Here is a 13,089-nt window from a genome sequence, read left to right on the forward strand (position 1 = left end):
GTGGTTGAGTGAATCGATTAGGATACTAAAAATGTTCTAGGAAATCACGGTTCTAAAGAGATAGTTTGTTTATATTTATAAGTTTGCATTTTATGGTTCTATTTTCATAATAAAAAAGCCTTGGAAAAATCCAAGGCTTTTTGTCCAACTCGATAAACGAATTAACGTTTAGAGAATTGAGGACGCTTACGAGCTTTACGTAAACCAAGTTTCTTACGTTCAACTTCACGAGCATCACGAGTAACGAAACCAGCTTGACGTAGAACAGGTTTTAAAGTTTCGTCAGCAGCGATAAGCGCACGAGTAATACCGTGACGGATCGCGCCAGCTTGACCACCGATACCACCACCTTTAACAGTGATGTAAAGGTCAAACTTTTCAGTAACTTCTAAAAGTTCTAAAGGTTGACGAACAACCATACGAGCAGTTTCACGACCGAAATATTGCTCTAAAGTACGGTTGTTAATAACGAGTTTACCTGTACCAGCTGACAAGAAAACACGTGCAGTTGCGGTCTTACGGCGACCTGTACCATAATTAGTAGCCATGTGCTGTATCCCTTAGATGTCCAAAACTTGTGGCTGTTGAGCAGCATGCGGATGCTCAGTACCAGCGTACACTTTCATTTTTTTGATCATTGCATAACCAAGAGGACCTTTTGGTAACATGCCTTTAACCGCTTTTTCAAGAACAGCTTCAGGTTTGTGAGCGATTAACTTCTCGAAGTTAGTCTCACGGATACCACCAGGGAAACCAGTATGGCGATAATATTTCTTATCAAGTGATTTTTTACCAGTCACTTGAACTTGTTCAGCATTAATCACAACGATGTAATCGCCAGTGTCAACGTGAGGAGTATAAGAAGTTTTGTGCTTACCGCGTAAACGACGAGCGATTTCAGTCGCAAGGCGACCTAAAGTTTTGCCAGAAGCATCAACAACATACCAGTCATGTTGAACTTCAGCTGGCTTAGCGCTGAGAGTTTTCATTAAACCACTACCTATTATAGTTGGTTTGGACTATGGAATCTGTCCAAACAAAAGGAGCGAGCATTCTAAACGAGTTTGTCCAAACTCACAAGAAAAATCCAGTTTAAGCCCTATAATTTAATCCATAAACTGATGAATGTCAGATATGTTAAAATCAAACAAATTCTTGTTATGTGTCTGGAGTGATTGTGCTGCCATTATATGTCACTTCCGGTGAGCCGGCTGGTATTGGTCCAGATATCTGTTTGAGCTTGGCTAAGCGGGTTGATGAACGCCCTGTTGTTATCTTGGGTGACCGAGACTTATTAGAGCAACGTGCCCAAAAACTTGGGATCGATATTCAATTTATAGAATATACAGGACAGCCTGAGTCATCATCTCTGAAAGAACTCTATGTAGAGCATGTGCCTTTAGTAGCAGCTGTCATTGATGGTCAATTAAACCCAGCTAATGCAGCTTATGTATTAGAGCAACTGCGTCGCTCAGCTGATTATGCAATGTCTGGTAAAAGTGTGGGGGTAGCCACAGCACCCGTACAAAAATCGGTTATTAATGATGCTGGTATTTTGTTTAGTGGTCACACTGAATACTATCAAGAGTTTGCAGGTGTAGAGCGTGTCGTCATGATGCTTGCAACCAAAACTTTACGTGTTGCGTTAGCAACTACACATTTACCCTTAAGAGATGTAGCAGATGCGATTACCAAAGAGCGTTTGCATCAGGTTATTGATATTTTACTACACGACTTAAAAACTAAATTTAAGATTACAGACCCACGTGTACTCGTGTGTGGCTTAAATCCTCATGCAGGTGAAGATGGTTATTTAGGGCGTGAAGAGATTGAAACCATTAATCCGGTACTCGAAAGTTATCGGGCGCAAGGGTTTAAAATGAGTTTAAGCTTGCCGGCAGATACCTTGTTTACTCCAGAACATCTTAAAAATGCAGACGCTGTACTTGCCATGTACCATGATCAAGGTTTACCTGTGTTAAAATCACAAGGGTTTGGTGAAGCCATCAATATTACATTGGGTTTGCCTTTCATTCGAACTTCGGTTGACCATGGCACTGCCTTGTCTTTGGCTGGGACTGGTTTGGCAAAAAGCTCAAGTTTAAATGTCGCTGTTGATTTAGCTTTATCTTTAGCAGCGAGCTAAATTTTTCATGTTGGAAATGTTATATGTATCAAATTAATGCCCTAAACCCGAAAGATGAAGGGCATAAAGCTCGTAAACGTTTTGGTCAAAACTTCTTACATGATCAACGAGTCATTGCCAAAATTGTGCGCTCTGTAAGTCCGCGTACTGGTGACAATATTGTCGAGATTGGACCTGGTTTAGCTGCCTTAACCTCTCCTTTAATTGGGGAGTGTGATGCATTAACCGTAGTGGAGCTAGATCGTGACTTAGCTGCTGGGCTACCAGAACGTGTTCCACATCCTGAACGTTTGACGATTATAGAAGCTGATGCATTAAAATATGACTTTAGCGAACTGGTAAAAGATGGCCGACCATTACGTGTAGTCGGTAACTTACCTTATAACATTTCAACTCCATTACTTTTTCATCTCTTGGAATTTGGCAGCAAAGTTAAAGATATGCACTTTATGCTGCAAAAAGAGGTGGTTGAACGTATTACTGCTGAACCGAATACGAAAGAATATGGACGCTTGTCGGTAATGATTCAGTATTACTGTCAACCAACATTTTTATTTGAAGTGCCGGCTGGTGCATTTAACCCACCACCTAAAGTAACGAGTGCTGTTTTCCGGCTTGTTCCGTATGATCAAAAGCCAATTACAGCAAAAGATGAAAAAGCTTTAGCTCGACTGGTCGCCCATGTATTTACTCAGCGCCGCAAAACTTTAAGAAACAGTCTTAAAGGTATGATTGCAGAAGATGGCTTTGAAAAAGCGGGTGTTGATCCGATGGCTCGTCCAGAGACCTTAACACTTGCCCAATTTGTTGCTTTAGCCGATCAAATGGTGGCGTAAATGACTAAGCGTTTTAACTACGTTATTGGCGATGTGCAGGGGTGTTTTGAAGCTCTAAAAGCATTGCTTAAAGAAATACGTTTTGATCCAGATCAAGACTTTTTATGGTTTGCTGGTGATTTAGTCGCACGTGGTGAAAACTCGGTAGGGGCATTGCGTTTTATTAAAAAGCTTGCTGATCGTGACGCTGCTGCAACTGTACTTGGAAATCATGATCTGACTTTAATTGCGGGTGCGCGTGGTTTAAAAGAGATTAAAGCAAAAGATCGTACCCAAGACGTTATTGATGCGATTGATGGTGATGAGTTAATCGATTGGTTACGTAAACAGCCATTATGTTTATTGCCAAACGAGCATACGATCCTTACTCATGCTGGCATACCTTGTATTTGGGATGCGCAAAAAACTGTAACGTTGGCAAAAGAGGTTGAGGCTGTACTCGCAAACGAAGATCTATCTGTATTGGATGCTTTTTTAGCAGACATGTATGGTTCAAAACCAGATTTGTGGGAAGATAATTTAACGGGTTCAGCACGATTACGTTGTATTACCAATTATTTGACTCGCATGCGTTTAACCAATGCAGATGGGGCTTTAGAGTTCAGTTTTAAAGATGCTCTGGATGCACCAATGCCGGAAGGTTATTTACCTTGGTTTGAATTTTCGAGTAAAGCGGCACAAACTCATCAAATTATTTTTGGTCATTGGGCTGCGCTCGAAGGCAGAACTATTAATGAGCAGATCCAGAATATCGATGGTGGCTGTGTTTGGGGCAGAAAATTAATGGCTTATCGACTTGAAGACAAAGAAATTTTTTCTGTTGAAAACCCTATGCAAATATAAGCAAAGCAATGCTTTGCTATGAACGTAAGATGAAGCTAGTAGCTGAGTTAAAAATAAAAAAGCCGCAGAAGCGGCTTTTTTATTGGGAACTATTATTCTACGCGAATCCAAATTTGATTGCGTCCCAAAGCTGAAACTCCAAGATAACCACGCATATGTAAGCGTTTGCCAGTTGCACTGAGCTTTGCTTTAAGTCCGTAAAGTTTGCCAGTATTTGGATCTAAAATTTTACCACCAGTATAATTAAGTCCATCTGTCTGTTTTAATCCTGTTGCGATATCCAGACCTAAAATCGGTTTGTTGGTATAGGGCGCAGGGCAGTTATCACAAATCTCTTTAGGTGTATAACCTGGGCGTGGTGTAACTTTGACAATTTTTCCGGCATATGTCCCGTTCGCTTCTTTTCGTATTTCTACCTGTGCTTTGGGCGCACCAGTTTTATCATCAATTGTTTGCCAAAGACCTGTAATATCTGCTGCAAATGTAGCAGTATTGATCCCCAATAAGAGCAGAGCTCCAAGAAAAATTTTCCCCATAATTAAAAATCCTTTTAACATTGAAAGGTCATCTTATTGGGAATTGATAGACCATTCAACGTTTATTTAATCTACTTTTTTAATTATGGTGTTCCAAAAGACAACATTAATGTTGGTAACCAAATTGCAGTAAATACACCGTTCAATGCCATACCAAATGCAGCGTAACGACCTGCAACAGGTCCACGTTGCCAAGCTTGAGCTGTTCCGATGGCATGTGCAGCTAAACCTAAGGCTAAACCTGATGCTCTCTCATCATGAATATGTTTAAGTAAGAATGGCGAGAATGCTGCGCCAATTACCCCAGACAAAATAACAATAAGGGTCACAAGTGTTTCAGGAGCATGTAATAAAGTTGCGATGTTCAAAGCAATTGGAGTAGTTACTGCACGGGTAGCAAATGCAAGAATGGTGGGTTCAGACATATGTAACAAATAAGCCAGCCCCATAGGTAGGGCAACGGCGCTAATACTTGCAAAAAGTAAAATACCAATGACCGATTTAATTGGAAGATCATCGTAACGCATTGCAGCTAAAGGAATGGCTAAGGCCACAGTGACATAACCTAATAGATGACCAAATAAGTCATTCACATAAAGACGATATTGCTCATATGGCACATGTAGAACTGCAAGTAAGCCAATTACAATAAACATGCCGAAAACTAAAAGTGGAACTTGCGGGAAACGTCGGTTTAAAGGCTTTGCACACAGATAACCAATGAGTGTGATCAAAAATCCGTAGAAAATCGTAAACATTTTATTCTCCTTATAACCAACGTTTTGCCATTTTTGCATAGACCCACAAAGGTATAAGGGTGCTGAACACTAAAACAAAAAGAAATAACGGAATTTCCTTACCCATATGTACAAGCATAATTAATGATCCTGCACAAATGGGCAAAAAAGCGAATCCACTTTCTTTCATGATTTTATTATTGGTATCCACTATTCGAAGTGGAATTTTTTTAAACTTTCTCCATATCAGTAAAATAATAAGTAAGCTGATTAGACCGACCAGATTACCTAATTCTGGATGACCAAAAGCACGCATAACGACGACAGAGCCTTCACGAAAACCAATAATGAGTAGTAATGTGATTACCCATGCTGTCCAGTCTATACTTTTGATCTTATCCATATTTTTTATCTCTAAAAGTTTACTTATCAAGTTTTAACTGATCTTGCCCTTGATTTCAAACTCTTCCAAGGGACGTTTAAATTGACTTGCGTGTTCTCCCAATATTTCATCTAAGGGTAATTTTGCTTGGCGAATCAGCTTTTCTAACTTATGTGGTGCAATCTTCACATCAATATGTAATAAGCCTGCATCATCATAATGTTCAGACTCAATCACATTTAAGGCATAAAGTTGAGTACGTAATTTGCCATAAGCAGGCTTAAGCACGAGTGAAAACTTTTGAATTTGGCCCATTAAGCATTCTTGTACTGCTTTTTGGAGTAAATCTAGACCTTGACCAGAATGAGCTGAAACATACACTCGATCTGGGACGTGTGGCTCAGCATAAATGATTTTGGCTTCTTCACCGCTCAGGTCAATTTTGTTGTACACCCGAAGTACAGGAGCATCAGCACCAATGTCTTTTAATACACTTTCAACTGCTTCAATTTGATCAAGCATGTCATGGCTATTACTATCAATAACATGCAGTAGAAGGGTCGCTTCGAGTGTTTCTTCAAGTGTTGCTTTAAATGATTCAACCAAATCATGCTGTAAGTTTCGTACAAAACCTACCGTATCTGCTAGCACAACAGTACCGATACCATCCCAGTCTAAACGGCGTAGTGTTGGATCGAGTGTTGCAAACAGTTGATCGGCTGCGTAGACATCACTATTTGCTAAAATATTAAATAATGTCGATTTACCAGCGTTGGTATAACCTACTAATGAAACTGTTGGAATAGCTGCTTTTTGTCTTGCAGCACGACCTTGCATACGAGTTTGATGTACTTTGTCTAATTTATCTTTTAATTGGGTAATACGAACACGAATAAGACGGCGATCTGTCTCTAGTTGTGTTTCACCGGGACCACGTAGGCCAATACCACCTTTTTGTTGTTCAAAGTCGGCAGACCAACCACGAATAAGACGAGTAGATAAATGTTTAAGCTGAGCAAGTTCGACTTGTAGCTTACCTTCATGTGTACGGGCACGTAGCGCAAAAATATCTAAGATTAAGCCTGTGCGGTCAATAACTCGGCATTTTAATATTCTTTCTAAATTTCGTTCTTGAGCAGGTGATAAGGCATGGTCAAAAATAACCAGACTCGCCTCTAGCTCCTGAACTTGCTCTGCAATCTCTTCAACTTTGCCTGAGCCAATGAAAAATTTAGGATTAGGCTTATTACGCTGAACCTTAATATGTTCAAGGATATCTGCACCAGCAGACTGTGCAAGTAGAGCAAACTCTTCGGCATCCAGATCATCTAATAATTGTACAGAAACACTCACTAAGATTGTGCGTTCACCGCCTTGATGCCGATCAACATATTCCACGTGGCTATAAATCCTGAAAATGGGAAAACTTTATTCTAGAGGAAACTTAAGCAAAAGGGGAAAGCGTTTGTTCTTATCCTTTAGATTAGTTATATGAGATTAGTCTAGTGTTCAGATTTATTTTATTTGCCGTTCTCTATCGTCAATGCAAGTTTATTACGAAACGTATAGAATGACTCGAGATGGGTATAACAATGATTAATCGTTAGTGAAATTTTATGGCTCAAACGCAAAGTATAGTTAATTCAACGTTAAAGAAATTATCAAAAATAGGTTTATACGGAAAAAAGGTCACTTCTGCCACGGCCGCAATTAGTGAAGGTTTTTATCTAGTTTATCGACATGGGCTTTATAAAGATCCTAATAATCCTGTAAATACACGTTATGTCCAATACTTTTGCCGCCGTTTATGTCAGGTTTTCAATTTAGATATAGAAGTACATGGCACAATTCCTAGAGAACCAGCTTTATGGGTAAGTAATCATATTTCTTGGTTAGATGTTGCCGTTCTAGGCTCAGGTGCACGAGTTTTCTTTCTGGCTAAAGCTGAAATTGAAAATTGGCCTATTCTTGGAAACTTAGCCAAAAGTGGTGGAACGTTATTTATTAAGCGTGGATCTGGGGATTCAGTCAGAATTCGTGAGCAAATTGCTGAATTTTTAAAACAAAATATTCCAGTATTATTTTTCCCTGAAGCGACAACTACAGATGGACATTCTGTTAAAAAAGTTCATGGACGATTACTGGGTGCAGCGATTGAAGCACAACGTCCAGTACAGGTATGTTTAATTTGTTATGTAAACCGAGATGGGCAATTAGATACGGTTGCACCATTTATTGGGGACATGACATTTGCTGAACATATTCAACGTGTACTAGAAATGCCGAAAGTAACTGCTCATTTATTAACTTTGCCTCCAATTTCAGTGGAAGGGCATGACGTCAAAAGTTTAACGCGCGAAGTTCAAGAAAAAATGGTAGAAGGTTTGGCTCAATTACATCGAAAAGTACTTAAGCCAAAAACTTAATTACATAAAACCTTCAATTGGCAGCCATGAAAGAAACTTCATGCCTGCTTTTTGCCACCATTTCATCTCAGGTTCCTGTCTATAAATTACAGGACCATTGGGAGTTTCTTGATGCCAATAAATATGATTGTTAGCGTCGAGCTTTAATTTATAAGCATATTTATTTAAATTTTCATCCATTGTATGGTGAATGGTTTTAGCCAACGATGGGCTGTCTAAAATTACGCCAATTTCAGTATTTAAATAAGCTGAGCGTGGATCAAAGTTAAATGAACCGATAAAAACCTGCTCATCTAATGCCATAAGTTTAGTATGCAAACTTGAACGGCTTAAACCTTTCATATTTACTTTAGCTTTAGTTGCAAGCTCATCTGTATTTTTATTTAAATCTCTTTTATCGGGTGTTGGTAAAAATTCATAAAGTTGTACGCCGTTTTTAAGCAGTTCTTTACGGTATTTTCCATAAAAGGCATGTACAACAGCAACGTCATTCGCTTTGAAAGAGTTCGTTAAAACTCGAACTTCAACACCTTCTTTGGCAAGGGTGCTTAAAATCTTAGCACCTTGTTTTTCAGGAATAAAATAAGCAGAGATTAAATCAACGTTGCTTTCTGGCTTTTCCAAGTGATTAATTAGCTGGAAATTGAGGTGTTCTTCTTTTTTAGCTTTCGATTTGATTTTATCAGGTGAGTCTTTTACGACTTCTGCTTTGACCCAATCGAATTGAATATTGTGATTTAACCATTGATCAAATGCGTGGGATTTGGCGGTTAAGTTTAAAAAGTTTTGAACGGTAGCTTGTTGATAGTGGGCTTCGAGTTGTTCTTTTAATCCTTCATAGCGTAAACGGTGCTGCTCAGGACTTACGATACTTTGAACTGAATATGCATATTCATGATTCCAGTAATCATCAAATGAATTCACAATATCATCAACAGCAGCACCTACCAACATTACATCGACATCAGAAAACTGATAGCTATCGCTTACATTGTAATATTGATTGGTCATGTTGCGCCCGCCAATAAGGGCAACCTCATTGTCGGCAATAAAACTTTTATTGTGCATACGACGATTGATACGTTTTAAATCCAGCACCATATCCATTGCACGATATTTGCGGAAACGGTAGGGATTAAAAAGCTTAACTTCAATATTTTTATGCTGAGAAAGGGCAAGTAAAATCCCTTCCATTTTTTTTGCATTATTGTCATCAATAAGAAGTCGGACTTTTACACCTCGATCAGCTGCACGAATAATGGCGTGCAAGGCTAAAGCACCAACTTTGTCATTATCCCAGATGTAATATTGTAAATCTAAAGTCTTTTCGGCTTTATCAATTAATCTAAGTCGAGCCGCTAAAGCCTCCAGCGGATCATTTAGAACATGGAAGCCAGTTAACTTTGGATTTTGCTGACGTAAAGGTGTGATAATTTTGGCAAGTGAAGTCTCAGAGGTATCAATATCTTTTGCATATTGTACTGGTTCAACACCATGTTTTGGCAGAGTACTACATCCTGTCAAACCCACAGCAAAACTTGAACATAGGACTATAGAGGCTTTTATCAAAAAGCCTTTAGCTTGTTGATTCGTTTGAAGCTGTTTGGAATGAAAGGATTGTGCCATAATCAGTACATACGATAAGGTGAGCTAGAGTATAATTCGTGCATATTGAAAGATAAATATTGAATTTGATTACTAGCAATCAATATTAGATAAGTCGAGAGTCGTAATGTGGAATCCAAATTCAATCATTTTTTGTTTTTACTTTATTTTTTCAATACTTGCTCTATGGGGAATTTCTGAGGCTTGGATTCATCAATCACGAACCGAGACGATTCATCCATTTAAAGCTTTTGTACATCTACTCGCATTTTATCTCTCTTATCTACTTATTCCTCTCTGGTTTTTTAATTTATATGCTGCTTGGATCGGTTACTACTCAATTCATCAAGGTATTTTCATCTTTTTCTTAAGTGGGGTATTAATTTATGCCCGATTTATCGAACCTCATTTAGTCCGTGTTGATACTCATCAATATCGTTTAAACCCAGATCGTAGTTTTGATAAGCCAGTAAAAGTAGCTTTAATCGCAGATTTACATATTGGTTTGTTTTCAGGACATGAACGTCAACTCAAAACCATAGTTAGAAAATTAAATGAACAGCAACCTGATTTAGTCGTAGTCGCTGGTGACTGGACATATGAACCAGAAGATAGACTAATTGAAGAGTTAAGTGTTTTAAAAGAAATTCAGGCGCCTGTATATTCAGTTCCTGGAAATCATGACGAGCAATATCCTGGCCCGCCGATTCAACAATTATTAAAAGATGCATTATTTTATAATGAAGTTGTGGATATCGAAGGCAAGATTGTTGATTTTGAAGAGTTTCGTTTGATTGGTATTGGTGATCTTTGGGCAGGAAAAACTGATATGCGTTCCATGCCAGATTTACCGCAGGACAAACCTTGGTTAATTTTGTCTCATAATCCAGATACGGTAGATATGGTACCTAAATTACCGAATCGACCATTAATGTTATCTGGACATACTCATGGAGGGCAGGTGGAGCTTCCATGGTTGACTAACTATATTATGAAAAAAGTATCAATTTTAGGCCATAAACGTGGGTTTTATTCTCATGAGCATGCGGATGTCTTTGTTACCGTCGGCACAGGAATGGTTGGAATCCCTTTACGCTTTAGAGTGCCACCAACCATTGATATTATTGAGCTAGTTTAAAATAAAAAAGCCAATCACAAAGGATTGGCTTTTTTATAAATTGAAAATTATGGGATAACGACAATTGCAACGCGTCGGTTAATCGCACGATTTTCATTAGTTGTATTTGGCACATAAGGTTGCGTTGAACCGCGACCGATCACATAGATATTTTCTTTTTTAAATCCGCGAGCTAAGAAAAGATTTGCCACACTTTGTGCTCGCTCTTCAGATAACTTTTGGTTATATGTAGCATCACCAACATCATCAGTGTGACCCACAATTTTCAATTTATTTAGGTCATATTTATTTAATTGGTTTGCTAGACGTGTTAATTCAGCTTCATGGCTTTGTTTTAACTCTGCATTATTAAAGTCAAATAACAAACGTTCTGGTAAACCTAAAGTCCATCCTTCATCAGTAAGAACGAACCCTTCTTTTTTGAGCAACTTTACTTGACGATATTTTAATGGACCAAAACTCAGGCACCCTGCAAGAGTAATGCATATCAATGCAATAAAGGAGAGTTTCAAAGATCTTGTATTCATAGATTAGCCTAAATTTAATTTTCAGGTTTATAGATAAACCAGTGTTCATCCGAATTTTTAGCCTTATACATTGCCTGATCTGCTTGCATAATGAAATCTTCGGGGCTAGATGCAAATTGTGATAAAGCAATACCTACACTAAAACTGAAATAAATAGTTTGACCATTTAGATGCAAAGGTTCTTTACAGCTTTCGAGTAAATTTTCAGCAATAGATATTAAATGATCAGCATGGCTAATGGAATGCAAAATAACAGCAAATTCGTCACCACCTAACCGAGCGATAAAATCTTGATGGCGTAGACGAGTTTGTAAGCGATTAGCCATTTCTTTTAAAACTTCATCTCCAGCTAAATGACCAAACTGATCATTAATTGCTTTGAAGTTATTGTTATCTATAAATAATAATGCAGACTTATTGTCGAAATCCTTATCCTCAAACATGTCTAAAAGAATTTGGTAAAAATAATGTCTATTAGGCAACAAGGTGAGCTGATCGTGATGAGCTTGAAAGGATAATTTACGATTTTCCTTTTGTAACTGATTATCCCATATCTGAATTTCTTCAAGTAACTCGTTAAATACAGTATTTAAATCTTGAAATTCTTTAATACGATTATAAGGAAAACGAAGATTGTAGGCTTTTTGCTCACTTACAATTTGAGCAATATTAGTAAGTGGATAAATAGCCTGCATAATTTGGCGATAAGTTAGGTTCACTGACCACCATAAAGCGCAAACAATAAACAACATCGCAATTGCAAGCCCTACCATAATCATTTTGAGGAACTGCAATATTTTTTCAGAACTACCAAAAAGTGTTAGCTCACCTACATTTTGTTCATGATGATAAATTGTAAGATGAACGGGTTCGTTTAAAAACCAATGATCAAACCAACCTTCTAAAATTGAAGTTTGACTAGATAATTTAAAGCTTTGAGCAATTAAATGATGTTCCGAGTCATAAATATGAATAGTACGAATTGAATGATCCTTCGTATACTCATTTAAAATTTGTTCTATTGTAATTTTATCATTAAATACCACAGCGGGTTGAATACGCTCTAATAGAGTGTGACTAAGCAATTGCAAATTTTGTTTGGCATAAGTTTCCATTGTAAAAACAGAAATTGATACAAATGTAAAAGAGCAAATAAAAAAAGTAATAGCAAAAATAGTAAATTGAGATTTTCTAAATAATGCATGTAGTGAAGTGGATTGATACAACTTTGATATCATAACCCTTACTCCGCATTCTTAGCCAAGAGTAATACTCTCGGATCAATATGAACTTTGGAGTGACTTAAAGCATCTAAGTTAACTTTAAATGTTGTGTAATTATTCTGGTTATATAAACAAAAGATACTTCCTATTTCGCACTCGGAATTATTAATGCTTAAAGAAAGTAAAGAGCGATAAGGATAGTTTTGAATAAGATTTTGTTGTTGCTGTGGAGAGGTAGTAGAAAAGTAGACAGCTTGACAATGTGACCGAGCAAAATCTTTCGCATTTACAGTTTGAACACGATAATTATAAGACATTTGCTGGATGTAAGATTGAAATGTAGATGTAATAGAAGGGTTATCAATAATACACAGCGTAGGAGTGTTTACATTCTCCCATTTGCTATAGCTTAGAATAGATAAAGTAAGTACATAGAAGTTATGTTTTGAATTGGCATAACAAGGCCCACTCGTAGCAAACACTACAAGTATGCAAACAAATACTTTTTTAGCGAACTGCCACATGATGAGTTAATGCCAAACTATTGCACGAATAATCTATTCTACATGAAGTTGGTAACGTAAAAAAAGTTTAATATCTCATCTAAAATTGACTAAAAAGCTTAAAAAGTATTCAGTTGGAGGTGTTGAGTTAAAAAAAGGGTTGCAAAGGGAATGTAATGGTCTATAA

Annotated in this window: 15 protein-coding genes; 5 read left to right on the top strand and 10 right to left on the bottom strand. The window is 37.6% G+C overall.

Annotated features, from left to right (window positions below):
- Positions 1–161 precede the first annotated feature (161 nt).
- Both rpsI and rplM read right to left on the bottom strand, forming a co-directional pair.
- Complete coding sequence (gene rpsI / locus KTJ10_RS17730; RefSeq protein WP_002048725.1) at positions 162–548, bottom strand: 30S ribosomal protein S9; 387 nt, start codon at positions 546–548, stop codon at positions 162–164.
- A gap of 12 nt (positions 549–560) precedes the next feature.
- On the bottom strand, positions 561–989 hold the full coding sequence (rplM, locus tag KTJ10_RS17735) for a 50S ribosomal protein L13 (RefSeq protein WP_002117832.1): 429 nt from the start codon (positions 987–989) through the stop codon (positions 561–563).
- 173 nt (positions 990–1,162) lie between these two features.
- On the opposite strand from rplM, the gene pdxA reads away from it, so the two are divergent.
- The 3 genes from pdxA to KTJ10_RS17750 are packed head-to-tail and all read left to right on the top strand — an operon-like array spanning position 1,163 to position 3,825.
- Positions 1,163–2,146, top strand: a complete 984-nt coding sequence (gene pdxA, locus KTJ10_RS17740; protein WP_199978488.1) for a 4-hydroxythreonine-4-phosphate dehydrogenase PdxA — start codon at positions 1,163–1,165, stop codon at positions 2,144–2,146.
- A 23-nt stretch (positions 2,147–2,169) separates the two neighbouring features.
- Positions 2,170–2,982, top strand: coding sequence for a 16S rRNA (adenine(1518)-N(6)/adenine(1519)-N(6))-dimethyltransferase RsmA (rsmA, locus tag KTJ10_RS17745; protein ID WP_068564853.1), 813 nt, complete (start codon positions 2,170–2,172; stop codon positions 2,980–2,982).
- Positions 2,983–3,825, top strand: coding sequence for a symmetrical bis(5'-nucleosyl)-tetraphosphatase (locus KTJ10_RS17750; protein WP_199978489.1), 843 nt, complete (start codon positions 2,983–2,985; stop codon positions 3,823–3,825).
- 92 nt (positions 3,826–3,917) lie between these two features.
- Here the strand turns inward: KTJ10_RS17750 and KTJ10_RS17755 are convergent, their stop codons facing one another.
- From KTJ10_RS17755 to hflX, 4 genes are all read right to left on the bottom strand, one after another.
- The gene (locus tag KTJ10_RS17755) at positions 3,918–4,361 is read right to left on the bottom strand and encodes a DUF2147 domain-containing protein (RefSeq protein ID WP_017482422.1); all 444 of its coding nucleotides are present in this window, start codon (positions 4,359–4,361) and stop codon (positions 3,918–3,920) included.
- A gap of 83 nt (positions 4,362–4,444) precedes the next feature.
- The gene (locus KTJ10_RS17760; protein WP_170249719.1) at positions 4,445–5,119 is read right to left on the bottom strand and encodes an LrgB family protein; all 675 of its coding nucleotides are present in this window, start codon (positions 5,117–5,119) and stop codon (positions 4,445–4,447) included.
- Positions 5,120–5,129: 10 nt separating this feature from the next.
- The gene (locus KTJ10_RS17765) at positions 5,130–5,501 is read right to left on the bottom strand and encodes a hypothetical protein (RefSeq protein ID WP_170249720.1); all 372 of its coding nucleotides are present in this window, start codon (positions 5,499–5,501) and stop codon (positions 5,130–5,132) included.
- Positions 5,502–5,534: 33 nt separating this feature from the next.
- Positions 5,535–6,878, bottom strand: coding sequence for a ribosome rescue GTPase HflX (gene hflX, locus KTJ10_RS17770; RefSeq protein ID WP_262442540.1), 1,344 nt, complete (start codon positions 6,876–6,878; stop codon positions 5,535–5,537).
- 218 nt (positions 6,879–7,096) lie between these two features.
- Between hflX and KTJ10_RS17775 the strand changes: the two genes are divergently transcribed.
- A complete protein-coding gene (locus KTJ10_RS17775; protein ID WP_017482419.1) occupies positions 7,097–7,906 on the top strand; it encodes a lysophospholipid acyltransferase family protein in 810 nt (269 codons plus the stop codon).
- Here the strand turns inward: KTJ10_RS17775 and KTJ10_RS17780 are convergent, their stop codons facing one another.
- Positions 7,907–9,532, bottom strand: coding sequence for a phospholipase D family protein (locus KTJ10_RS17780; protein WP_170249722.1), 1,626 nt, complete (start codon positions 9,530–9,532; stop codon positions 7,907–7,909).
- Positions 9,533–9,638: 106 nt separating this feature from the next.
- Here KTJ10_RS17780 and KTJ10_RS17785 point away from each other — a divergent pair, with 106 nt between their 5' ends.
- Positions 9,639–10,649, top strand: coding sequence for a metallophosphoesterase (locus KTJ10_RS17785; RefSeq protein WP_005065230.1), 1,011 nt, complete (start codon positions 9,639–9,641; stop codon positions 10,647–10,649).
- A 47-nt stretch (positions 10,650–10,696) separates the two neighbouring features.
- Here KTJ10_RS17785 and KTJ10_RS17790 read toward each other — a convergent pair whose 3' ends face one another.
- The 3 genes from KTJ10_RS17790 to KTJ10_RS17800 are packed head-to-tail and all read right to left on the bottom strand — an operon-like array spanning position 10,697 to position 12,923.
- Entirely contained in the window at positions 10,697–11,176 is a 480-nt protein-coding gene (locus KTJ10_RS17790; protein ID WP_199978493.1) for an OmpA family protein, read from the bottom strand.
- A 14-nt stretch (positions 11,177–11,190) separates the two neighbouring features.
- The gene (locus KTJ10_RS17795) at positions 11,191–12,414 is read right to left on the bottom strand and encodes a diguanylate cyclase domain-containing protein (RefSeq protein ID WP_199978494.1); all 1,224 of its coding nucleotides are present in this window, start codon (positions 12,412–12,414) and stop codon (positions 11,191–11,193) included.
- 5 nt (positions 12,415–12,419) lie between these two features.
- A complete protein-coding gene (locus tag KTJ10_RS17800) occupies positions 12,420–12,923 on the bottom strand; it encodes a YfiR family protein (RefSeq protein WP_130174282.1) in 504 nt (167 codons plus the stop codon).
- Positions 12,924–13,089: the final 166 nt, after the last annotated feature.

This window comes from Acinetobacter sp. WU_MDCI_Abxc222 (genome assembly GCF_025514755.1).
Classification (GTDB): Bacteria; Pseudomonadota; Gammaproteobacteria; order Pseudomonadales; family Moraxellaceae; genus Acinetobacter; species Acinetobacter geminorum.

Bases quoted from the DNA above. Each gene is read 5' to 3' on its own strand.
- KTJ10_RS17765 (WP_170249720.1), bottom strand. From the start codon at position 5,501: ATGGATAAGATCAAAAGTATAGACTGGACAGCATGGGTAATCACATTA.
- rsmA (WP_068564853.1), top strand. From the start codon at position 2,170: ATGTATCAAATTAATGCCCTAAACCCGAAAGATGAAGGGCATAAAGCT.
- KTJ10_RS17755 (WP_017482422.1), bottom strand. From the start codon at position 4,361: ATGGGGAAAATTTTTCTTGGAGCTCTGCTCTTATTGGGGATCAATACT.
- KTJ10_RS17775 (WP_017482419.1), top strand. From the start codon at position 7,097: ATGGCTCAAACGCAAAGTATAGTTAATTCAACGTTAAAGAAATTATCA.
- KTJ10_RS17750 (WP_199978489.1), top strand. From the start codon at position 2,983: ATGACTAAGCGTTTTAACTACGTTATTGGCGATGTGCAGGGGTGTTTT.
- KTJ10_RS17800 (WP_130174282.1), bottom strand. From the start codon at position 12,923: ATGTGGCAGTTCGCTAAAAAAGTATTTGTTTGCATACTTGTAGTGTTT.
- KTJ10_RS17760 (WP_170249719.1), bottom strand. From the start codon at position 5,119: ATGTTTACGATTTTCTACGGATTTTTGATCACACTCATTGGTTATCTG.
- KTJ10_RS17780 (WP_170249722.1), bottom strand. From the start codon at position 9,532: ATGGCACAATCCTTTCATTCCAAACAGCTTCAAACGAATCAACAAGCT.
- rplM (WP_002117832.1), bottom strand. From the start codon at position 989: ATGAAAACTCTCAGCGCTAAGCCAGCTGAAGTTCAACATGACTGGTAT.
- rpsI (WP_002048725.1), bottom strand. From the start codon at position 548: ATGGCTACTAATTATGGTACAGGTCGCCGTAAGACCGCAACTGCACGT.
- KTJ10_RS17785 (WP_005065230.1), top strand. From the start codon at position 9,639: ATGTGGAATCCAAATTCAATCATTTTTTGTTTTTACTTTATTTTTTCA.
- KTJ10_RS17795 (WP_199978494.1), bottom strand. From the start codon at position 12,414: ATGATATCAAAGTTGTATCAATCCACTTCACTACATGCATTATTTAGA.
- KTJ10_RS17790 (WP_199978493.1), bottom strand. From the start codon at position 11,176: ATGAATACAAGATCTTTGAAACTCTCCTTTATTGCATTGATATGCATT.